Annotated in this window: 19 protein-coding genes; 10 read left to right on the plus strand and 9 right to left on the minus strand. The window is 74.3% G+C overall.

The window, feature by feature from the left end:
- Nucleotides 1–32: 32 nt before the first annotated feature.
- The 5 genes from SHK17_RS16790 to SHK17_RS16810 all read left to right on the plus strand — a co-directional run bounded on the left by SHK17_RS16790 (nucleotide 33) and on the right by SHK17_RS16810 (nucleotide 5842).
- The gene (locus tag SHK17_RS16790; protein ID WP_322920062.1) at nucleotides 33–809 is read left to right on the plus strand and encodes a hypothetical protein; all 777 of its coding nucleotides are present in this window, start codon (nucleotides 33–35) and stop codon (nucleotides 807–809) included.
- A 5-nt stretch (nucleotides 810–814) separates the two neighbouring features.
- The gene (locus SHK17_RS16795; RefSeq protein WP_322920064.1) at nucleotides 815–2083 is read left to right on the plus strand and encodes an MFS transporter; all 1269 of its coding nucleotides are present in this window, start codon (nucleotides 815–817) and stop codon (nucleotides 2081–2083) included.
- 25 nt (nucleotides 2084–2108) lie between these two features.
- The gene (locus tag SHK17_RS16800; protein WP_322920065.1) at nucleotides 2109–3128 is read left to right on the plus strand and encodes a hypothetical protein; all 1020 of its coding nucleotides are present in this window, start codon (nucleotides 2109–2111) and stop codon (nucleotides 3126–3128) included.
- Nucleotides 3125–4198 carry an endonuclease/exonuclease/phosphatase family protein gene (locus tag SHK17_RS16805; protein WP_322920066.1) on the plus strand — a complete coding sequence of 358 codons (1074 nt, stop codon included), beginning with the start codon at nucleotides 3125–3127 and terminating at the stop codon, nucleotides 4196–4198. Before SHK17_RS16800 ends, SHK17_RS16805 begins: the two co-directional genes overlap by 4 nt.
- A gap of 225 nt (nucleotides 4199–4423) precedes the next feature.
- Nucleotides 4424–5842, plus strand: coding sequence for a DUF4082 domain-containing protein (locus SHK17_RS16810; RefSeq protein WP_322920067.1), 1419 nt, complete (start codon nucleotides 4424–4426; stop codon nucleotides 5840–5842).
- On the opposite strand, the gene SHK17_RS16815 is transcribed toward SHK17_RS16810, so the two are convergent.
- Nucleotides 5839–6528: a hypothetical protein gene (locus SHK17_RS16815; RefSeq protein WP_322423039.1), complete on the minus strand. Its 690-nt coding sequence runs from the start codon at nucleotides 6526–6528 to the stop codon at nucleotides 5839–5841. The genes SHK17_RS16810 and SHK17_RS16815 overlap by 4 nt on opposite strands.
- Before the next feature lie 169 nt (nucleotides 6529–6697).
- Between SHK17_RS16815 and SHK17_RS16820 the strand changes: the two genes are divergently transcribed.
- The 3 genes from SHK17_RS16820 (at nucleotide 6698) to SHK17_RS16830 (ending at nucleotide 9663) form a co-directional block, all read left to right on the plus strand.
- Nucleotides 6698–7357, plus strand: a complete 660-nt coding sequence (locus SHK17_RS16820; RefSeq protein WP_322920068.1) for a polysaccharide deacetylase family protein — start codon at nucleotides 6698–6700, stop codon at nucleotides 7355–7357.
- Nucleotides 7358–7445: 88 nt separating this feature from the next.
- Entirely contained in the window at nucleotides 7446–8618 is a 1173-nt protein-coding gene (locus SHK17_RS16825) for a hypothetical protein (protein WP_322920069.1), read from the plus strand.
- Between the two features lie 13 nt (nucleotides 8619–8631).
- Nucleotides 8632–9663: a glycosyltransferase family 2 protein gene (locus SHK17_RS16830; protein WP_172266207.1), complete on the plus strand. Its 1032-nt coding sequence runs from the start codon at nucleotides 8632–8634 to the stop codon at nucleotides 9661–9663.
- Here the strand turns inward: SHK17_RS16830 and SHK17_RS16835 are convergent.
- From SHK17_RS16835 to SHK17_RS16855, 5 genes are read right to left on the minus strand one after another with little or no spacing between them, the layout of a single operon-like run.
- On the minus strand, nucleotides 9618–10262 hold the full coding sequence (locus SHK17_RS16835) for a FeoA family protein (protein ID WP_172266210.1): 645 nt from the start codon (nucleotides 10260–10262) through the stop codon (nucleotides 9618–9620). The two genes, SHK17_RS16830 and SHK17_RS16835, sit on opposite strands and share 46 nt — an antisense overlap.
- 28 nt (nucleotides 10263–10290) lie before the next feature.
- Nucleotides 10291–10656: an acyl carrier protein gene (locus tag SHK17_RS16840; protein WP_322920070.1), complete on the minus strand. Its 366-nt coding sequence runs from the start codon at nucleotides 10654–10656 to the stop codon at nucleotides 10291–10293.
- Nucleotides 10653–11879: a pyridoxal-dependent decarboxylase, exosortase A system-associated gene (locus SHK17_RS16845; protein ID WP_322920071.1), complete on the minus strand. Its 1227-nt coding sequence runs from the start codon at nucleotides 11877–11879 to the stop codon at nucleotides 10653–10655. The genes SHK17_RS16840 and SHK17_RS16845 overlap by 4 nt, the downstream gene beginning before the upstream one ends.
- The gene (locus SHK17_RS16850) at nucleotides 11876–13534 is read right to left on the minus strand and encodes an acyl-CoA ligase (AMP-forming), exosortase A system-associated (RefSeq protein WP_322920072.1); all 1659 of its coding nucleotides are present in this window, start codon (nucleotides 13532–13534) and stop codon (nucleotides 11876–11878) included. Before SHK17_RS16850 ends, SHK17_RS16845 begins: the two co-directional genes overlap by 4 nt.
- Before the next feature lie 60 nt (nucleotides 13535–13594).
- The gene (locus tag SHK17_RS16855) at nucleotides 13595–14464 is read right to left on the minus strand and encodes a hypothetical protein (protein WP_322920073.1); all 870 of its coding nucleotides are present in this window, start codon (nucleotides 14462–14464) and stop codon (nucleotides 13595–13597) included.
- A 153-nt stretch (nucleotides 14465–14617) separates the two neighbouring features.
- Here SHK17_RS16855 and SHK17_RS16860 point away from each other — a divergent pair, with 153 nt between their 5' ends.
- Together SHK17_RS16860 and SHK17_RS16865 are read left to right on the plus strand one after the other, a co-directional pair.
- The gene (locus tag SHK17_RS16860) at nucleotides 14618–15649 is read left to right on the plus strand and encodes a hypothetical protein (protein WP_322920074.1); all 1032 of its coding nucleotides are present in this window, start codon (nucleotides 14618–14620) and stop codon (nucleotides 15647–15649) included.
- Entirely contained in the window at nucleotides 15646–17049 is a 1404-nt protein-coding gene (locus SHK17_RS16865; protein ID WP_322920075.1) for an O-antigen ligase family protein, read from the plus strand. Before SHK17_RS16860 ends, SHK17_RS16865 begins: the two co-directional genes overlap by 4 nt.
- A gap of 13 nt (nucleotides 17050–17062) precedes the next feature.
- Here the strand turns inward: SHK17_RS16865 and SHK17_RS16870 are convergent, their stop codons facing one another.
- Genes SHK17_RS16870 through SHK17_RS16880 form a run of 3 tightly spaced genes read right to left on the minus strand, consistent with a single transcriptional unit; the run spans nucleotide 17063 to nucleotide 20864 of the window.
- Nucleotides 17063–18160 carry a glycosyltransferase family 4 protein gene (locus SHK17_RS16870; protein ID WP_322920076.1) on the minus strand — a complete coding sequence of 366 codons (1098 nt, stop codon included), beginning with the start codon at nucleotides 18158–18160 and terminating at the stop codon, nucleotides 17063–17065.
- Nucleotides 18157–19392: a glycosyltransferase family 4 protein gene (locus tag SHK17_RS16875; RefSeq protein ID WP_322920077.1), complete on the minus strand. Its 1236-nt coding sequence runs from the start codon at nucleotides 19390–19392 to the stop codon at nucleotides 18157–18159. Before SHK17_RS16875 ends, SHK17_RS16870 begins: the two co-directional genes overlap by 4 nt.
- The gene (locus SHK17_RS16880) at nucleotides 19389–20864 is read right to left on the minus strand and encodes an oligosaccharide flippase family protein (protein WP_172266228.1); all 1476 of its coding nucleotides are present in this window, start codon (nucleotides 20862–20864) and stop codon (nucleotides 19389–19391) included. The genes SHK17_RS16875 and SHK17_RS16880 overlap by 4 nt, the downstream gene beginning before the upstream one ends.
- Nucleotides 20865–20866: the final 2 nt, after the last annotated feature.

Consider the following 20866-nt stretch of genomic DNA (forward strand, 5'->3'; position numbering starts at 1 on the left):
CACACGGCCGTGGGGGCGGCCACACCATGGAGATGAGCACGTTGCAGGTGGGGACACGAGCACTGGCGGGCCTGGCGACGGTCCTGCTCCTGGCCGGGTGCGGGGGCGAGGGGCAGGCACCGGACGAGGCGACTGGCTCGTCGCCCGTCTCGTCGTCCGGATCACCGTCGGCCCCGCCGACGAGCCAGGCACCCGGCGACGGGCACGAGGACGGACCGGACGGCTTGTCGAGCCCCGACCCGGACGCGACCGCCGAGGCCCCCACCGGATCGGCGTCGGTGTCCCCCGACCCGTCCGCGGAGGCCGGCGAGGAGGCCGGCTCCGACGAGGAGTCGCAGGACGCGACGTCACAGGAGGACGGCTCGGCAGGTCTCGAGATGCCCGAGGAGTCCCAGCCCGAGGTCACCAGCCTGTCCGAGCTGCTCGAGGAGGTGGGCTCCGCGCCGCTCGTGGCCGAGCCGCTCCCCGCCGCAGCCAGCGCCACGGGCCGCCTGGTGACACGGTTCCCGGCCGTCCTGCGCCCGACGCGGGCCGCTCGCGTGGAGAGCAGCAGCATCTCCCCCTCCGGTGACCGGCTCCAGGTCTCGCTCGTGGCCTCGACCTCGTTGGACCCCGCGGAGGTCCTGATGTCCTACCGCACGCGCCTGGCGCGCCGCGGGCTGACGGAGCTGGCTGCACCGGCCGCGGCGGCGGGCTCGCAGGCGGTCGCCTTCCGGCGTGGGCGCAGCACCGTCACGGTCACCGCCACCCCCGAGGGCTCCCGCACGTCCTACTCGGTCCACGCGTCGCTGCGCGCCGGGGGTGCGTGAGCCGGATGTACATCTCCGTCCGCGACCGGCCCACCTCCGACACCCGGGGGGCGGGATCAGGCTCGGCTGCGCGGCCGCCGGTCGGCCGGGTCGTCATCATCCTGGGCGTCGTGTCGCTCCTGACCGACGTCTCCTCGGAGTCGGTCTCGGCGATCCTGCCGCTCTACCTCACCGCCGTCGTCGGCCTCTCACCGGTGGCGTACGGCCTCATCGACGGCCTCTACCAGGGCGTGAGCGCCCTCGTCCGGCTCGGCGGAGGCTGGCTCGCCGACGCGACGGACCGCCCCAAGTGGGTCGCGTTCCTCGGCTACGGCCTCTCCGCGGTCGCCCGCGTGTTCCTCCTCTTCGCCTCAGGCGCGGCGGGTATCGCGGCCGTCGTGACCGCGGACCGCATCGGCAAGGGGATCCGCACCGCTCCCCGCGACGCGATGATCAGCACCTCGACGCCCAGCGAGCACCTCGGACGCGCCTTCGGCGTGCACCGGATGCTCGACACGATCGGCGCCGCGCTGGGACCGCTGATCGCCTTCGGGCTGCTCGCGCTGGTGCCCGGCGGCTACTCCGTCGTCCTCGTCGTCTCGCTGGCCTTCGCGCTGGCGGGCGTCGCGCTCCTGGGACTCCTCGGGCCGGACGTGCGGTCGCGGTCCCGGGAGGCCGCGGGTGCCAGCAGGCCGTCCGCACCGCCGTTCCGCTGGCGCGACCTGGCCGACCGCCGGCTGCGCCCGTTGCTGGTGGTCGCCGGCACGCTGGGCCTGCTCACCGTCGGCGACGGCTTCATCTACCTCGCCCTGCTCGACCACGGTGGCCTCAACGTGACGTGGTTCCCCCTGTTCTACGTCGGCACCAACGTCGCCTACCTGCTGCTGGCGGTGCCGGTCGGGCGTCTCGCCGACCGCATCGGGCGGGCCCGGACCCTGGTGGTGGGCCACCTGGCGCTGGTCGGCGCCTACCTGTGCTCGGTGCTGCCCAGCTCGACGGCCGTGGCCACCGTCGGGACGCTGCTGCTGCTCGGCACGTTCTACGCCGCCACCGACGGCGTCATCGCCGCGATCGCCGGCCGGCTGGTCCCGGTGCAGGCGCGCACCAGCGGCATCGCCGCGGCGCAGACCGTGGTCGCGGTGGCTCGGATGCTCGCCTCGGCGGGGTTCGGCCTGCTGTGGTGGCTCCTCGGCCCGGCGGTCGCGATGGCCGCGGTGGCCGCGGTGCTCGCGGTCGCCGTCCTCGTCGCCGCGACCCGCGTCAGGAGCCTCGACGTCGCGGAGCTCACGCCGTGACCCTCGCGAGCCGCGTGGTCCGCGCGTGAGCGCCCGCGTCCGGGTCCTCGCCTTCGTCGCCGTCGTCGTCGTCCTGGTGGCGGCCGCGGGCGTCTACGTCCTGCGCGAGGGACGCGAGGTCCGTGCCCAGCGCGCCGCCGAGCCGGAGGCCTCGGAGGCCCCGGTCACCGAGGTGGCCGACGGACCCAGGATCGTCTTCCGGCACACCGGCATCGACCGGGAGTACGGCACCGTGGCCATCGTCCCAGTGGACGACCCGGGCGGGGCCCGCGCGTTCACCGGCGTGGCGTGCGACCGCGTCGCCGCCCGCGCCGAGGGTGCCTCGTGCCTGGTCACCGACCAGGGCGTCGTGACGTCGTACGCCGTGCGGGAGCTCGACCCGGACTGGCAGGAGGTCGCGACGGTCGACCTCCCCGGCATCCCCAGCCGCACCCGGCTCTCCCCGGACGGGTCGCTGGTCGCCACCACGGTCTTCGTCACCGGGCACTCCTACATGTCGACGGGCTTCTCCACCGCGACCGAGGTCCATGCGTTCGGCGGCGGGACGCGCTGGGGCAACCTCGAGAAGTTCCAGCTGGTCCTCGACGGCCGGCGCGTCGACCCGCTCGACCGCAACATCTGGGGCGTGACGTTCGTGGACGACCGGACCTTCTACGCCACAGTCGGGACCGGGGGGCGCACCTGGCTCGTCGAGGGCGACCTCGTCGAGCGCACCCTCACCTCGGTGTCGCCGGACGCCGAGTGCCCGTCGCTGTCGCCGGACGGCTCACGCGTCGCCTTCAAGGTCGACGTCGACCCCGGGAGCCGCACGGTGTGGCAGGTCGCCGTGCAGGACCTCGCCACCGGCGAGCGCATCCTGCTGGAGAACGGACCGCGCGGGCTCGACGACCAGGTGGAGTGGCTCGACGACGACACCCTCCTCTACGGGCTGACCCGCGCCGACGAGCCGGGCGTCACCGACGTGTGGTCGGTGGACGCCAGCGCGGACGCGGAGCCCGAGCTGCTCATCGAGCAGGCGTGGTCGCCGACCGTGGTGCGGCAGTGACGAGCGCCCGACCGGACGGACCGCGCGCGGGGGGCGCGGGCCGCGCCCTCGTCACCGCCGTCCTCGTCGTCGTGGTGCTCGCGGCGACGGCCGTCGCAGCGGCCCTCGCCGCGGCGCGGGTGCTGTCGCCCGGCGTCCGGCGCGGCATCGAGCTCGTGGCCCTCACCCCCGCCGGGCTTCCTGCCGCCGTCGTCGCGGTCGTCGGCGCCCTCCTGCTCCTGTGGCGCCGACCGGCGCTGGGCCGGCCGTTGCTGGTGCTGGCGCTGGGCCTCGGCGCCCTCTACGCCTGGTGGCTGGCCCCCCTGTTCGTCGGCGACGTGCCCGCTGCCGACCCGGCGGGCGCCCGGCTCGTCGTCATGACGCAGAACCTCGAGACCGGCGACGCGGGCGCGGTCGCCTCCCTCGTCGAGCAGCAGTCGGTGGACGTGCTCGTGGTGACCGACGCCCCGGGCGGCCAGGTCCAGGGCGTCGTGGCCGCCGGGATCGGCGACGCGCTGCCCCACTCCACGCTCGACGACGGCTCCGGCACCAGCTCCGGCACCAGCTCCGGCACCAGCTCCGGGTCGGTCGTGTGGAGCCGCCATCCGATCAGGTCCGACACCCTCGTCTCCGACGGCGGCGACTCACGGGTCGTGGTGCTCGACGTGCCCGGTCCGGACGACGTGGCCGTGGTCGCGCTGCACCCGACGCCGCCCTACCAGGACGGAGGCGCACGCTGGCGGGCCGACTGGACGCAGGTGCTCGACCACCTCCGGGAGACCTACGGCGACACCGTGACGGGACGCGTCGTCGTGGTCGGCGACCTCAACGCCACCCTCGACCACGAGCCCGTGCGGGCGCTGTCCGACATGGGCCTGCGCGACGTGGCCGAGCAGCTCAACGCGGGGCTGGCCGCCACGTGGCCGGCCAACGGCCGCCTGTCGCGGATGGGCGTGGCCGTCCCCCCGCTCTTCGCGCTCGACCACGTGCTCACCACCCGGGGCCTGGTGCCCACAGACCACCTCCTCACGGGGGCCGCGGGCAGCGACCACCGTGGGGTGGTCACCACCCTCGCACCTGCCCCACGCTGACCGTCGTCGAGCCGGCGGACCTCCCACCGTTGGGGGATAACGCTCCACCGGCTTGTGGCACGAGCGCTGCCCGTGGATGATGCCGACCGTCTTTGCCCACCCCCGGCACAAGCGCCGTACCCCCGTGCAGCGTGACAGCGAGGCCCCATGCGATTCCCCCTGCCCACGACCCGACGTCCCTCCTCCCGCACCGGACACCCACGACCTCGACGGTCGCGTCGGCTCGTGCCGCTCGCGGTGCTGGCGGCGGCTCTCGGCGCCATCACGGTGACGACCGGCCCGTCGCCTGCAGCACCCGACGCCGAGCGGCGGGCCGCCACCGAGGTGGGCCTCTTCGCGGGGGGTGCGCCTCGGGCGCAGGTCGTGGTGCGGCGCGGACCCGCCCGTGAGGTCGGCATGCGGTTCACCGCGAAGGTCGCCGGCTCCGCCGTGGGGCTGCGCTACTACAAGCCCATGCGGTGGCGCTCCGCGACGCCCCGCACCGCGACGCTGTGGACCGGGCGCGGTGAGCAGCTCGCGCGCGCCCGGGTGCGTCCGGTGACGGGCACGGGCTGGCGCAAGGTCACCTTCGACGCCCCGGTCACGCTGAGCGCCGGACGCCGCTACGTGGTGTCGGTGCACACGCGCGGCAAGGGCATCCACGCCGCCAGCTCCGGCGCCTTCCGCACGCCGAAGGCCAACGCGCACCTCCGCGCGCCCGCCGACCGCAACGGCCTGACGACCGCGGCCGGCGGCGCCGGGTTCCCCGACCGTGAGGCCGCTCGCGACACCAACTACTGGGTCGACGTCCGCTTCGTCCCGGCCGGCGACACCCAGGACCCGACCACCACCCCGACGCCGACCCCGACGACCGTGCCGACCTCCTGGCCGGGACCGGACAACACGGGCGTCCCCGCGGGCACGAACCTCACCCCCTACAACGGCCCGTGCACCATCACCTCGCCGCGCACCATCTCGGCCGTCGACGCCACCGGCTCGTGCGACGCGCTGCTCATCCACACCACAGGCGTCGTCATCGAGAAGTCGCTCGTGCCGCGCATCCAGTCGATCTACCAGGACGGCGGCAGCTCGGTGACCGTCACCGACTCCGACGTCCGCGGCGGCGACACCTCGACCGGCGCGCTCTGGGGCTACAACATCACCGCGAGGCGCGTCGACGTCACCGGCGGCCAGCACAGCTTCCACTGCAACGAGAACTGCGAGGTCACGGAGTCCTGGCTCCACGACCAGCACAACCCGGACGGCGGGAGCTACCACAACAACGCCTTCATCTCGAACGGCGGCTCCAACATGGTGATCCGCGGCAACACGCTCCACTGCACCGCGGTGCTCAACCGCACCGACGGCGGGTGCACGGCCAACGTGTCGCTGTTCGGGGACTTCGGCCCGATCGACAACGTCACGGTCGACGGCAACTTCCTGCGCGCCAACAGCTCGTCGATCTCCTACTGCGCCTACGGCGGGGCCTCGACGTCCAAGCCCTACCAGGCCACCAACGTGCGGTTCACCAACAACGTCTTCGAGCGCGGGACCAACCGCAAGTGCGGGGTGTACGGACCGATCACGTCGTTCGACCGCCGAGCAGCCGGCAACGTCTGGTCGGGCAACGTCTGGGATGCCGGAGGCGCGGTGAACCCCGCCTAGGAGGCGCCGCCGCCGACCGCCACCAGCGACTTGGTGACGCCGGCCACCCGCTCGTGGTGGACGCGCGCGCCGGGGAAGTAGGCACGCAGCTCGGCGACGCCGACGAGCTCCGTCCACTGCACCTCAGACATCGCCGCACTGCGCGACTCGGGGCGGCTGTGCGCCAGCGGCCAGCGGGCGGCCAGCCTGGCGCGCGCGGCCATCGGGAGGAACTGCAGGCCGGGGAAGAGCCAGTGCGGCTCGACCGGGAAGTAGCGGTAGGGCGTCTGCACCCAGAACCGGGGCGCCAGCGCGTGGACCTCGGCGGCGAGCGCCACCCGCTGGGCGTGCCCGCCCACGTGCTCGAGGAGCGAGTTGGAGAACACCACGTCGTACGACGTGGGCGCGCCGGCGGCGGCGAGCGCCTCCCGCGCGCGGCAGGCGTCGCCCGTCACCGGCAGCAGCGAGGCGTCGTCGGACTCCCCCGGCTCGAAGAGGTTGAGGACGGTGACGTCCTTGGGGCGCACGGGCGCGCGGCGCCAGGACTCCACGGTGCCGCCGAGGTCGAGCACCGACATCGTCGCCAGGTCGGGGAAGGACTGCTCCACCAGCTCCCAGCGACGGGCTCGCATCCGCGCGCCGAGCGAACCCGGCGCGTCCACCATCGCGTGCCGCACCCGCGCCGCGGCGCCCTCGTTGACTGCCATGCCTGGTCCCCGTTCCCCATCCCGGTGTGCCTCCCACCCGGGCACCCGCGTCAGACAGTAGGAGCCGGCCCGTGCCCGTGGAGCGCACCGTCCGACCGAATACCCCCAATTGGTGACCTGCCGACGCCGCCCGGTCCCGGCGAGGCGGCCACTCCCTACTGTTCGCCGCATGCGCGTCGTCAACGTCTGCTTCCACGGCATCGGGGCTCCCGGCCGGGTCCTCGAGCCCGGTGAGGAGACCTACTGGACCGGTCGCGACACCTTCCTCGGCATCCTCGACCGGGTCGCGGGCCGCGACGACGTACGGCTCAGCTTCGACGACGGCAACGCCTCCGACGCCGCGATCGCCCTCCCGGCGCTGCAGGAGCGCGGGCTGACGGCCACCTTCTTCGTCGTCGCGGGCCGGCTCGACCAGCCCGGCAGCCTGTCGCGCGAGGACGTCCGCCGCCTGCACGGCGCCGGGATGACGATCGGCAACCACGGCATGACGCACCGACCCTGGCGCGGCCTCGACCCGGGGCGGCAGCAGGAGGAGCTGGTCGCCGCCCGGCAGGCCCTCTCAGAGGTGACGGGCCACGCCGTCCGTGACGCCGCCTGCCCCCTCGGGCGCTACGACCGCCACGTGCTGGGAGCGCTGCGACGGCTCGGCTACCGCTCGGCGCACACCAGCGACCGGCGCTGGGCCCGGACCGAGAGCTGGATCCAGCCCCGCTACAGCATCCACGCCGGCGACACCCCGGAGTCCGTGGAGCGCGAGGTGCTGCGCCGCCCGGCCGCACCCGTGCGCGCCAAGGGGGCCGCCGTCGGGGCGGTCAAGCGCCTGCGCTGACGTCCGCCGCTGCACCGGCGTACCCCAACAGGGGGATGTCCCTGCCGGTCCGCCTCGGGGGCACGGCCCGCCGTGGTCGACTTCGCCCGTGGGACTGACGATCGCGTGCGTCTTCAACGACATCGAGGTGCGGCGGCACTGCCTCGACCGCTCGCTGGACGCCTACCGAGGGCCTGTCGAGGTGGAGTACCTGCCCGTCGACAACACCGACCACGCCTTCTCCTCGGCGGGGGCGGCGCTCAACCACGCCGTGCGCCGCGCGCACCACGACGTGGTGGTGATGGTGCACCAGGACGTCTACCTGCACGACGTCGACCGGCTCGCGGCTGCGGCCGCCGCGCTCGAGGATCCCCGCTGGGGGATCCTGGGCGCCAGCGGCGTGACGTCCGGGCGACAGTGGGCGGGCCGGCTGCGTGACCGGGTGATCCTGATCGGCGAGCCCGCCCCGACCCCCGTGGAGGTCGACACGCTCGACGAGGTGCTGGTCATGGCCCGCCGCGACGACCTGCTGGCCGAACCCCTGAGCGAGGACCCCGAGCTGGCCTGGCACGCCTACGCCGTCGAGTACGCCCTCCGCGTGCGTTCCTCGGGACGCGCGGCGGGGGCGGTCGACACCGCCATCACGCACAACAGCCTGACGACCAACCTCGCGCGGCTCGCCGAGGCGCACCGCCACGTCGCCGACCACTACCCGGCGCTCGTCCCGATCCACACCACCTGCGGCACGGTCGACGCCCGCGATCCCTCGTGGCGCCGACTGCCGATCGTGCAGCAGCACGGGTGGCGCCGCCGGTGGTTGCGCCAGTCACCGGCGGCCGCCCGCGTGCGCGCGGCCCTCGGTGTCCCGGTGGTCCTGGCCGACATCGCTCACGAGGTCGACCTGGTGGACTGGTCGTCGGAGACCCCGCTCACGCTGGTCAACCTCGACCGCGCCGGCGGCTTCGCCGGCCCGGGTGGTCGACCGCTCCTCCTCGAGCGCGCGGGACGTCCACTCGTGATGTCGGCCGTGCCCGACCTCGCCGCCCTCAGGTCGACCCTCGCCGGCCTGTCCCCCGCGGACCCCGTGCTCGTGACCGGGCTGAAGATCGCAGACCTCGCACCGCTGAGCGACCTCGTCGGCGGCGACCGCTGGCTCGCCGGGGTCCAGTGGGACGAGGTGTGGCTGCTCGGCGGTCCGGCGGCGCTCGACCCGCCCGTCGAGTGGAGCCGCCCCCAGGCCGTCCCGCTGACGGTCGGGCGCCCCCGCGTCCGCGTCGGATGAGGCGGGCCGGCGGATGACGTCCGGCGCGCCCGTCACGGTGGCCGTGGTGACCTGGAACAGCGCCGCGGTGCTGCCCGGGCTCGTGGCGTCGCTGCGCGCGGGTGCGGGCGACGTGCCCCACCACCTCGTGGTCGTGGACAACGCCTCCAGCGACGACACCGTCGCCCTGGTGCGCGCCCTGTCCCCCGAGGCGACGGTCGTGCAGACCGGTCGCAACGCCGGCTACGCCGCTGCCGTCAACGCCGCGGTCGCCGCGACACCCGAGGCGCCGGCGGTGCTGGTGCTGAACCCGGACGTCCGGCTGGCGCCCGGCTGCCTCCCGCTGCTGGTGGCGGCGCTGGACCGGCCCGGGACCGGCATCGCCGTCCCGCGCCTCGTCGACGGCGACGGGGAGCTGGTCCTGTCGATGCGACGGCGACCGACCCTGCTGCGGGCGTACGCCGACGCACTGGTCGGCGCCTCCCGTGCGGGTCGGTGGCCGGCCCTGGGCGAGGTGGTGAGCGACCCGGCCCTCTACGCCGACGACGCCCGGCCGGACTGGGCCGAGGGCTCGACCCAGCTCGTGAGCCGGGCCTGCCTGGACGCCAGCGGCGCGTGGGACGAGTCGTTCTTCCTCTATTCGGAGGAGACGGACTTCCACCTCCGGGCCGGTGACCGCGGGTTCGGCGTGCAGTACGTCGCCGCCGCCTCGGCGACGCACCTCGAGGGGGACTCCGGCACGTCGCCCCGGCTGTGGGCGCTGCTGACGGCCAACCGGCTGCGGTTCTTCGCCCGGCGCTCCTCGCGCCCCGCGGCGGCGCTCTACTGGCTCGCGCTCGTCCTGCGGGAGTCGACGCGGGCCGTGAGGGGCGACGCCATCGCCCGGGCGGCGGTGGGCGTGCTCGTCCGGCCGGCGCTGCTGCGGGCACCGCGCGGACCCGCCTGGCTGGACCGGGTGGGGGCCCGGTCGGCGGGCGCCCCGAGGAGCGCACCGCGACGGTCGGTCGTGCCTGCCCTGCGTCAGTCCGTCGACGGCTTGCGCGACCGGCGCCGCTCCAGCCAGTAGACGAGCACGACGGTCATCGCGGCGCCGCTCATCCCGGACGCCGCGGCGGACCGGAGCCGGCTCCCGCCCACCTGGTAGATCGTCGGGTCGTCCGTCGCGGCCACCGACGTGACCCGCATCCCCGGCACGATGCCGAGCTCGTCCTGCCGCTCGCGCAGCGCCGCGGCAACCCGCTGGACGGTCGCGTCGGCACGCCGGGACACCTCGTCCGGCGTCGAGGCCGCCACCTGGACGTCGAGGTGGTTGGCGGTGAGGTCGCGCCGCCACTGCGTGCCGAGGTTGGGCACCCGGACCTGCACCCCGTCGGTCAGGCCCTGCCCGACCATGTTGGTGTCCGTCGAGGCGGTCGCCATCGCCGCCTCGCCGCCGTTGACGTCGTCGACCACGACGCCGACCATCGGGTAGAGGGTGTAGCGCGGGTCCTCGAGGTAGTTGGGGAACTCAGGGTTCTTCGGCCCCAGGAGCAGGACGTTGAGCTGGGTCCAGTAGACCGGCGGCTGGTGGGTGGTGACGTAGACGAAGCCGAGGCTCAGCACCGCGCCGGCGACCATGACGTACCAGCGGCGCAGTGCCGCGCCGAGCAGGTCCCTCGTCGTCATGGTGCGCTCCTCCGGCCGTCGGTGCGGGTCAGGAGGTCCGCGACGCGACGAAGTCGGTGAGGGTGCCGATCGTCTCGAACACCTCTCCGGTGAAGTCCTCGTCGTCGATCTCGATGTCGAACCGGTCCTCGAGGGCGGCCGCGAGCTCGACCACGCCGAGCGAGTCGAGCTCCGGGAGCTCGCCGAAGAGCCCGGTCTCGCGGGCGAGCGAGCCGGCGCGGTCCTCGATGCCGAGGGTGCGCGCGAGCACCTCGACGACCCCGGCGAGGGTCGTGTCGGGCGAGGTGGTCGTGGCGAGCGTGTCGGCGGTCATGGTGGAGCTCCCTGCGTCGGTCGGGTCGGTGAGGTCGGTCGGTTCGGTGAGGTCGGTCGGGTGGGTCGGTCCGGTGGTCACAGCAGGACCTCCGCGGGCGCCGGGTGGCCGAGGAAGGCCGTCGGGCTGGCGGTGAGGCCGTAGGCGCCCGCCTGGAACACCACGACGAGGTCGCCGACGTCCGGGCGGGGCAGCTCGACGGAGTCGCCGAGCAGGTCGAGCGGGGTGCACAGGCACCCGACGACGGTCACGGGACCGGTGTCGGGGTCGCCGAGGCGGTTGCCCAGGGCCATCGGGTAGTTGCGGCGGATGACCTGGCCGAAGTTGCCGGACGCGGCGAGCTGGTGGTGCATGCCGCCGTCGACCACGGCGTAGGCCTGGCCGCGGGACTCCTTCACGTCCACCACCTGCGTCACGTAGACGCCGGCCTCGCCCACGAGGTAACGACCGAGCTCCAGCGAGACGGCCGCGTGCGGGAGGTCCTCGACCAGGCGCTCGTCGAGCAGCTCGCCGAGGCGCTGCCCGACCAGGGCGAGGTCGAGACGCTCGTCCTTCTCGAAGTAGGGGATGCCGAAGCCGCCGCCGAGGTTGACGTAGCGCACCTCGTCGCGCAGGTGCGTGGCCAGCTCGAGGACGAGGTCGACGGTGCGGGCCTGTGCCTCGACCAGGATGTCGGCGCGGAGGTTCTGCGAGCCGGCGAAGACGTGGAAGCCGAGGACGTCGACGTCGCCGGGCGACACCTCGCCGAGCAGCGAGGGCACCATCTCGGCGTCGACGCCGAACTGCTGCGGTCCGCCGCCCATCCGCATCCCCGAGCCCTTGACCGCGAACGGCGGGTTGACCCGGACGGCGGCCTGCGGGCGCACCGCGAGCTCCTTGCCGGTGCGCACCAGGCGCTGGAGCTCGGTGCGCGACTCGATCTCGACCACCGCACCGGCGGCGACCGCCCGGCGCAGCTCGGCGTCGGTCTTGCCGGGACCGGCGAAGCTGATCCGGGCCGGGTCGTGCCCGGTGTCGAGCGCGATCGCGAGCTCGCCCGCCGACGCGACGTCGAGCGAGTCGACGAGACGCGACAGGTGCTGCACCACGGCCGGCATCGGGTTGGCCTTGACGGCGTAGCCGAGCCCGACCCGGTCGGGCAGCGCCGCGCGCACCTCGGCGACCCGCGTGGTGATCGCCGCCCGGTCGTAGGCGAAGAACGGCGTGGACCCGACGCGGGCCGCGAGCCGCTCGAGCGGGATGCCCGCGACCTCCAGTGCGGCACCGTCGCGGCCGAAGGCGGCCAGGTGCTCCTCGGTCCTCATGCGTGGCTCTCCGAGCTGTCGTGGGTGTCGGCGGCGGCGCCCGTGCTCTCGAGCTGCTGGCGCAGCAGCACCCGGTCGAACTTGCCGTTGGGACCGCGCGGCAGCTCGTGGCGTACGACGACCTCGGTGGGCACCAGGTAGAGCGGCAGGGTGCGGCGCAGGATGGCGAGCAGCTCGGCGGTGTCCACGGTGTCCCCGTAGGGGCTCACGACCAGGACGACCCGGTGCCCCAGCGCGGGGTCCGGGAGGCCGAGCGCGACGGCGTCGGTCACGAGGCCGGTGTCGTAGACGACCTCCTCGATCTCGGTCGGGCTGGCGCGGTAGCCGCTGGTCTTGATCATGTCGTCGGTGCGCCCCACGAAGTAGAGGAAGCCCTCCTCGTCGGCGACCACGCGGTCACCGGACCAGACGGCCAGCTCGGGCGCACGCCAGTCGGTGGCCGGACCGGGCACGGGCCGGAACCGCTCGGCGGTCCGCTCGGCGTCGCCCCAGTAGCCCATGGCCACCAGGGGGCCACGGTGCACCAGCTCGCCCTCCTCGCCCGGCGCGCAGGGCGTGCCGTCGGGCTGCACGACCAGGATCTCCGCGTTGGGGATGGCCTTGCCGATCGAGTCCGGCCGCGCGTCGACCTGCGCGGGGTCGAGGTAGGTCGAGCGGAACGCCTCGGTGAGGCCGTACATCAGGAACGGGCTCGCCGCGGGGAAGATGTCGCGCAACCGGTCGAGGGTCGCGCGGGGCATCCGCCCGCCGGTGTTGGCGAGGTAGCGCATCGAGGCGGTGGCCTCCGGCGGCCAGTCCACCGTCACCAGCTGTAGCCACAGCGGCGGCACGCAGGTGATCCCAGTGACCCCGAAGCGGGCGCACAGCCGGGGGACGTCGCGCGGCAGCAGGTAGTTGAGCAGCACGACGTGCGCGCCCACGGCGAACGCGGTGGTGAGCTGGCTCAGGCCGGCGTCGAAGCTCAGCGGCAGCGCGGACAGGATGACGTCGTCCTCGGTGTTGGCGAGGTAGTCGCTGACGCTCTCCGCGCCCACCAGCATGTTGCGGTGGCTCAGCACGACGCCCTTGGGCCGCCCGGTGCTGCCCGAGGTGTAGAGGATGGCCGCCATGTCGAGGTCGACGGTCGACTCCGTCCGGTCGTCCGCCGCCGGCTGCGGAAAGGACGCCAGGGCGTGGACCGCGAGGTCCTGCGTCGCGAGGGCCTGCGCCGCCATGGCCTGTCCCGGCTCGGCGTCCACCAGCACCACGTGCCCGAGCGCCGCGCACTCCTTGACGGCCTCGCGCAGCCCCTCCCACCGCTGCCGGGTCGTGACGAGCACCCGCACGTCGCAGTCGGCGAGGATGTAGGAGACCTGGGCCGACCTGAGCACCGGGTTGACCGGCACGAAGACCCCGTCCGCCACCGAGGTGCCGAAGATCGCGGCGACCGTCTCCGGCCGCTTGTCGAGGAACACCGCCACCCGGTCGCCACGGGCCAGCCCGAGCGAGCCCAGCGCGGCGCCGAGGTGGGCGACGCGGTCCCACAGCTCCGCGTAGGTCAACGACGTGTCGCCGTGGCTCAGCGCCGTACGGCCGCCGCGCAGCGCGGCCTGCTCCTGCACCAGGTGGTGCAGCCTGGTCCTGCTCGTCGTGCCGGTCATCGTCCGTGCCCCCATGTCCGCCTGCTCCCCACCTGCTGGTCCGTCCCCGTGTCCCCCACTGCCGTCACCGCGTGCTCACCACGGCACGCACGTCAGCTCGCTGTAGAGGTAGTCGATCGCGCCCGCCGGCGTGTGCCGGCTGCGGAACATCCGTCGTCGGGGAGCGCGCTGCGCACGGGAGAGCCGCGGCGGCCGGCCCGCGACCCGGTGCTCGGCGAGCGTCACGAGGGTGCGGTGGCGCAGCAGGAGGTGCCGGTAGGGCGCGTGGCCGGCCCTCGCCAGCACGGCGGGGTCCGAGACGTGGAGCAGGGTGGCGAAGAGCGCGACGCCCCTGCGGCGGTCGCGCCGCGCCATGACGTAGCAGGACTCGCCGCCCACCGTCACCACGAAGTGCCAGGCGGCGCCGGCGTGCCGGTGGTCCCGGTAGACCGCGAGGTCGCGGCCGCTCAGGGTCCGCTCGATGTCCTCGGGGCGCGTCACGACGCGGACGCCGCGACGCGACGGGAGCGGCACGTTGGGCACCAGCGCGGTGGCCGTGTCGAGGAACTCGAAGCCCAGCCGTGCGTTGAGCTCGACCACGTTGCCGCTCGGCGACAGGTCGACGAAGTCGTAGCCCTTCTGCCGCAGCATCGCCCGCGCCAGGCGTACGCCGTGCGCGCGGTGCTCCTCGAGCACGCACCAGGCGGCGAGGTTGCACACCCGGCGCACCTCACCGTCGACCACGCGCTCGGAGTAGAAGGCGAGGTAGACGCCCACCACCTCGTCGCCCTGCCGGAGCAGGAAGCCGTGGTTGGGTGCGTCGACGCTCCACGTCGGCATCGCCGACCGGGCCCACCGCTCGCTGCTGAGGCGGCTGTTGAGGTGCCGGTGCAGGAAGTCGCCGACCGCCACGACGTCCTCGTCCCCGATGGGGGCGACGTCCACCCCCCTGGGTCCGTCCACCATGCGCCCACAGTAGGGAGGACCGCGCCCGCCGCCGGGCGGGCGCGGACCACATACCCCATATGCGGGACAGGGTCTTCTCACCGCCGTCGGCCGCCGTGGTGCGTGGAACCATCCCTGCTTGGGGAAGAACACGCAGACGCACAAGGGGGCAGCGTGGAGCTCAAGGTCTTCTGGCGCACGCTGCGCCGGCGCTGGTACCTCTCACTGGTGGTGCTGGCACTGACGGTCGCCGCAACGGCCTACGTCGTGCGCGACGTCGGGCCGAGCTATGAGGCGGAGGGGTCCGCGCTGGTGTTCCCACCGGCCAGCTCCATCCGGTCGGAGGGAGCCACCAAGACGGTCGGCAACCCCTACCTCGAGCTCGCCGGCGTCGCCCAGGCGCGCGACGTGGTCATCCGGACGCTCAAGTCGCGCACCGTCCAGACAGACTGGGGCGAGCAGTTCCCCGGGATGTCCTACGAGGCCACCCCCGACTTCACCAACAGCGCCCCGATCATCCTGTTCACGGTCGAGGGAGGCACCTCGACCGGTGCCGCCGCGGCCCTGGACGACCTGATGGCGCGCGTGCCGCTCATCCTGGTCGACCTCCAGGAGGGGCTCGGCCTCAGCGAGGACGGCTTCGTCACGGCCCGCAAGCTCACCCAGGACGCGCGGCCCGCGATCGTGCGCAAGAACCAGATCCGCGCCGGCCTCCTCACCGCAGCCGCGGCCGGTGGTCTCGGCCTGCTGCTGCTGGCCCTGGTCGACTCGCTGCTCGGCGTGCGCGCCCGCAGCAGGGCCCAGCAGGACGCGGCGCAGGCTGCCGAGGAGGACCCGGACGGACCGGACGGCGAGCCGGTCGAGCAGGTCACCTCGCTCAGCGTGGACGACCCGGGCGACGAGGCCGGGACCGCCGACGAGGCTGACGGTCCGGTCGAGGAGGACGCGCCCGCCGAGGAGGTGCCGATGCCGATCTACACCTATCGGATACCGCTGGCCTCCGAGATGGCGGTGAGTCCCGCCCGGTCGAGGTGGTCCCGTGCGACCCGGAGGGGCGACTCGGCCCGCGACGCCCACCGCGGCGGCAACGGCGAGACGCCGCCCAGCCTGATGGGCCTCAACGGTCCCCAGGCCAGGGAGCGCGGACCGTGGTCGGCGACCCCCGTCACGAGGCCGAGGACGAGAGCCCCCGGCAAGAACCGATGAGCGTGACAGGGACGGCGTTCGTCGGCGTCGAGGGCACCGACACCCGTCGCGGCGCCGACGCGACGACGGTCCTGACCCTCTACCTGGTGCTGCTGTGGCTGATCCCGTCGTCCATGGTCGTGCCCGCGCTGGGCAGCGCCGGCAGCCCGGCCAACCTGCTCGGCATCGCGGCCTTCTTCTGGTGGGTGTGGTTCCACGTCCGCCGCACGGAGGTGAGCGGTGTCGGGCTCCAGCCGGTGCGCGCGGCGATGCTCGGCTGGCTGCTGATCATGCTGATGGTCTACGCCAACGCCATGGCCGGACCGATCCCCAGCGACGAGATCAGCGTCGCCGACAACGGCATCCTCCGGCTGGTCGGCATGGCCGGCATCCTGCTCACGGCCAACGACGGCATCAGCTCGACGGAGCGGTTGCACGCGCTGCTGCGCCGCCTTGCCCTGGCCGCCGGGGCGGTCGCGGTCCTCGGCTTCGTCCAGTACGTCACCCACCAGCTGTGGATCGACCGGCTGTCCATCCCCGGCCTGACCCCGGGTGCGGTCGTCGAGCTGGGCGCCCGGGCCGGCTTCGCCCGGCCGAGCGGCACCTCGGCCAGCGCCATCGAGTACGGCGTCGTGCTCGCGATGGCGCTCCCGATCATGATCGCCCTGGCGAGCGGCGACCACCGCCGGCGGTGGGTCTTCCGGCTGCTGCTCGTGCCGATGGTGCTGTCCATCTACCTGTCGGTGTCCCGGTCGGCCTACCTGTGCGCGCTCGTCGGGCTCTTCGTGATGGCCCTGTCCTGGACCAACCGCCAGCGGCTGCAGGCGCTCGCCATCATGGGCGTCGCCTCCGTCGCGATGTACCTCGCCGTGCCGGGCCTGCTCGGCACGATCCTCGGCCTGTTCTCCGACGCCGACGAGGACCCGAGCGTGTCCTCGCGCACGGGCAGCTACGAGATCGCCTCGGAGTTCGTCGCCAACAGCCCGGTCATCGGCCGCGGCTTCGGGACCTTCCTGCCGAAGTACTGGATCCTCGACAACGGCTACCTCGGGCTGCTCATCGAGGGCGGCGTCGTGGGCCTCCTCGGGTTCCTCGCCGTGCTCACCGCCGGGATCCTCGCCGCTCGACGCGCCCTCGCGACGACGGACCACGACGGCCGTCTGCTGGCGCGCGCGGTCATGGCATCCATCGTGGCGGGCGCGAGCTGCCTGGCGTTCTTCGACACCTTCGCGTTCCCGCAGACCTCGGCCTGCGTCTTCCTCGTCCTGGGGATCGCCGGCGCCATGCGGCGGCTGCAGGCGGCTGAGCGCACGGCACCCGCGTCGGGGTCGACCGCCGAGTCGTCACCGGAGTCGTCACCGGAGCCGTCGCCGCAGGTGTCAGCGGAGTCGGCACCGTCGTCGCCGGCGCCTCCTCGCTGAGCGCGACCGGCCCTCAGCGAGCGGCCTTGGCCAGGACCTGGCCGAGCCCCGCCTCGAACGACTCCCACGAGAACAACGTGGCGGCGCGCTCGCGGCCGCGTGCGCCGAGCTCCTCGCGGCGTCCGGCGTCGGCGACCAGGGCGGCCACCTCGCGGGCGAAGGACTCGACGTCCTCGGGCGGGACGAGCACCCCCGCGTCGCCGAGCTGGTGGGAGACACCGCCGACGTCGAAGGCCACGACCGGCTTGCCGAGCAGCATCGCCTCCATCACGACGAGCGGGAACGGGTCGTCGCGCGAGGGCAGGGTCATGATGTCGAAGCGCGCCATGTCGGCGGCGGGATCGGCGGAGGCGCCCGCGAACTCCACCCCGGCGAGGCCGGCGGCCCCGGCGGGCGGGTCACCGCCCCCGACCCACACGAACCGCAGGCTGCCGGGCGGGGCGGAGTCGAGCAGCGACCGCGCGACCTGCAGCCACAGGTCGACGCCCTTGCGGTGCTCCACCGCTCCCAGGCAGCCCACCACCACGGCCCGCGGCGGCACGGTCGGCTGCGGCGCGGCGCCGGCGAGCCGTGTCGCGTCGGGGATCGAGAGCAGGAGGTCGAGATCCTCGGAGGCGGCGCCGAGGCCGACCAGGGCGTCGGCGACGCTGGGCGAGCAGGCGACGAGCCGGACGTCGCCGCCGGGCAGCCCGTCGATCCCGACGCGCCCCAGGAAGCCGCGCAGCACCTCGCCGGACTCGTGCACGTGGAGGACGGCGGGGTGGCGGAGCAGGGTCGCGGCGCGGACGTAGGCGGCGGACGACGTCGAGTTCACGTAGACCAGGTCGGGGCGGTGCGCCGCGACGACGGCGATCGCCGTACCGACCTCGAGCAGGGCGGCGGCACGCGACCGTACGCGGCCCGGGCGGGCCCACGCCCGTCGCAGCGTCCGCCACAGCGGTGTCACGCGGGTCGGTGCGACGGCCGCGAAGTCCTCGACGAGCGGCCCGGGTCGCTGCGAGACGATCCGCACCCGGTGGCCCTGCTCGACGAGGCCGCGGGCCACCAGGGCAGCGATGCGGGGAGCACCGGTGCGCGACGCCTCGTGGCTGACGAGCAGGACGCGGCTCACGAGGTGGCCCCGCGCAGCGCCCGGAGCGGACCGGCGCGGCGGCTGAGGCGGCCCAGCACGTCGCGTCCGGTGAGGTAGCCGAGGTCGGCCAGCCGCTGCCACCACGCGTCCTCGTGGGCGAGGCTCTCGCGGTAGATCGCCGCCAGGTGGTCGGCGCCCGCCTCCAGCCCGTGGCGTGCGCGGACGTGGTCGCGGCCCCACGCGCCGAGCCGACGACGCTCGCCCTCCTCGCGGAGCAGGTCGAGCTGGGCGAGGAGGTTCGCGACCGGATCGGCCGGTGCGACGGTGCCGTAGTAGCCGTCGGCGAGGAACTGCTCGACGGTCTCCGGGCTGAAGATCCGGCTGAAGCCGCGGTCGCCGAGGACCAGCAGGGGACGCCCGTGGGCCATCACCCGCAGTGCGGACCCGCCCATGGCCAGGCCGACGTCGGCGGCGGCGTAGGCGGGGTGCGGGTCGGCCAGCGCACCCGTGAGCACGACGGCCTCGCGTCCGAGCAGCCGGTTGACCTCCGCCGCCCGCTCCGCCACCTGCTCCATCCCGCTGCCGTCGCCCACCAGGACCAGCCGCGCGGCCGGGGCACCCGGTGCCAGCAGGGCGTCCATGGCGAGCAGGATGCCGGGGAGCTTCGGGACGCCGTGGGCCGCCTGCTCCGGGGACAGCGCGTCGATCCGGCTGACGAGCACCAGGACCAGCTCGTCCGCACCCAGTCCGTGCTCGGTGCGGAAGTGCCTGCCGGCCTCGTCGTCGGGCCGGTCGCGGGCCGGGTCCACCGGAGGCTCGAGGAGGTAGGACCGCGACCCGTGGACCGCCACGGCCTCGCGGTGCAGGCCTCCCGTGCCCACCACGAGCGAGGTGCGCGCGGTGGTGGTGAACTCGTTGTCCATCAGCCAGTTGAGCACGACCGGGACCCGGCTGCTCAGCCCGCACGCCAGCACCGCGCTGCGCCCGAGCCACGAGGCGAAGACGTGCAGCACGTCGAGGTCGTGCTCGCGGGCGATCCGCCGGAGGTGGCGGGCACGGCCGACGAGTCCCGCACCGGCCGGGATCCGGACGAGCTCGAAGCCGGACTGCTCGGCATAGGGCACCACGGACACCCGCACCTGCTCGTCGATCGCCATGACGACCACGTGGTGGCCCTGGGCGCGGAGCTCGCGGGCGAGGTCGAGGGCGTTGATGGGGCAGCCGCCGAGCGCCAGCCCCTCCAGCACGAACCCGATGCGCAGCGCGGTCACCGGTGCGCTCCCCCGGCCGGGGTGCGGCGCCGCGTCAGCGCGCCGCCGAGCCGTCGCAGCACCCGGCCGGCCTCCGGCAGGTCCTGCTCGATCATGGAGCGGGCCGCGACGAGGTAGACGCCGACGGCCACCGCTCCGCCGACGAGGAGCCCGGTGGCCGGATCCGGGATCCAGCGGTCGCAGAGCCAGGCGGCAGCGCCGGCGAGCCCGGCGGCCAGCGCGGGGCGGACCAGGGTGAGGCCGAGGGCCGCGGGCAGCCGCCCGAGACGGGACCGCATCGCCCAGAGGTAGCCCGGCAGCGACACCACGAGCACGACCACGACGTGCGCCCACGCGGCGCCGACCAGGCCGCCGACCTCGATCCCCCAGACCATGGCCGGGACCAGGGCGGCGACCCAGGCGAGCTGCACCGCGAGCAGCTGGGCGGTCGCGCCGATGGCCACGAGCAGGTTGACGTGGAGGAGGGTGAAGGCGAAGCAGGCGCCGTAGACGGCCAGCACGGCCAGCACCGGCGCCGCACCGGCCCAGGTCTCGCCGAACACCGTACGGACCAGGCTCGGCGCCATGGCCGTGGTGCAGGTGGCGACCGGCAGGGCCACGAGCGCGACCAGCCGGGTGGCCGACACCAGCGACTCGACCAGGCGCTCGGGGTCGTCGCCGACGCGGCCGAACGCGGGCAGCACCACTCCGTTGAGCACCGAGCCGAGCACGGCCGTGGACCAGTTGGCGACGGTGAAGGCGATCATGTAGACGCCGACCTGCTCGGCCGTCAGCAGGCGGCCGATCACGAGGTAGTCGGCGTTGAGCAGCGTCCAGTTGATCAGGTTGGCCAGGGCCAGCGGCAGCCCGAACCGCAGCAGCGGGACGACGTGCTCGCGTCGCCACTCGGGGCGGTAGCGGCGCCGGAGGCACGCGACGAACACCAGCCCGGTTACGACCTGGCCGACGACGCGCGACCAGGCGAACGCCATGGCTCCCTGGTCCATCAGGGCCAGCACCACGAGGACCACGTTGGCCGGGACGAACCCGGCGAGGGTCCCCAGCAGGATGCGGTCCTGGCGGAAGTCGCGGACCAGCTGGGCGCCGGGTACGGCGAAGACGCCGGTGAGGGCCAGGCAGATCGACATGACGCGGATCGGACCCTCTGCGTCGGGCATGCCGACGAGGACTGCGAGGGGGCCGGCGAACACGGCCATCGACGTGGCGAGGCCCAGGCTGACCAGGATCGAGATCGACGACACGGTCCCGGCGATCTCGTCCGGCTCGAGGGCCGAGCGGGCGACCGCCGATGCCATGCCCAGCTCCGCCAGGCTCGTGACGACCACGAAGACGGCCAGGGCGATGGCGAACACGCCGAACTCGTCCGGGGACAGGATCCTCGCGACGACGGCGGTCACGAGGATGCCGGCCACGCGCATGACGATGTTGCCGACGGCCGCCCAGACGACGCCGCGTCCGACCTCCCGGCGCACGT

This window comes from Nocardioides renjunii (assembly GCF_034661175.1).
GTDB classification, from domain to species: domain Bacteria; phylum Actinomycetota; class Actinomycetes; order Propionibacteriales; family Nocardioidaceae; genus Nocardioides; species Nocardioides renjunii.

Excerpts from the sequence above, each read along its gene's own strand:
- SHK17_RS16790 (WP_322920062.1), top strand. The coding sequence starts at position 33 with ATGAGCACGTTGCAGGTGGGGACACGAGCACTGGCGGGCCTGGCGACG.
- SHK17_RS16795 (WP_322920064.1), top strand. The coding sequence starts at position 815 with ATGTACATCTCCGTCCGCGACCGGCCCACCTCCGACACCCGGGGGGCG.
- SHK17_RS16815 (WP_322423039.1), bottom strand. The coding sequence starts at position 6,528 with ATGGCAGTCAACGAGGGCGCCGCGGCGCGGGTGCGGCACGCGATGGTG.
- SHK17_RS16820 (WP_322920068.1), top strand. The coding sequence starts at position 6,698 with ATGCGCGTCGTCAACGTCTGCTTCCACGGCATCGGGGCTCCCGGCCGG.
- SHK17_RS16830 (WP_172266207.1), top strand. The coding sequence starts at position 8,632 with ATGACGTCCGGCGCGCCCGTCACGGTGGCCGTGGTGACCTGGAACAGC.
- SHK17_RS16835 (WP_172266210.1), bottom strand. The coding sequence starts at position 10,262 with ATGACGACGAGGGACCTGCTCGGCGCGGCACTGCGCCGCTGGTACGTC.
- SHK17_RS16845 (WP_322920071.1), bottom strand. The coding sequence starts at position 11,879 with ATGAGGACCGAGGAGCACCTGGCCGCCTTCGGCCGCGACGGTGCCGCA.
- SHK17_RS16850 (WP_322920072.1), bottom strand. The coding sequence starts at position 13,534 with ATGGGGGCACGGACGATGACCGGCACGACGAGCAGGACCAGGCTGCAC.
- SHK17_RS16855 (WP_322920073.1), bottom strand. The coding sequence starts at position 14,464 with ATGGTGGACGGACCCAGGGGGGTGGACGTCGCCCCCATCGGGGACGAG.
- SHK17_RS16865 (WP_322920075.1), top strand. The coding sequence starts at position 15,646 with ATGAGCGTGACAGGGACGGCGTTCGTCGGCGTCGAGGGCACCGACACC.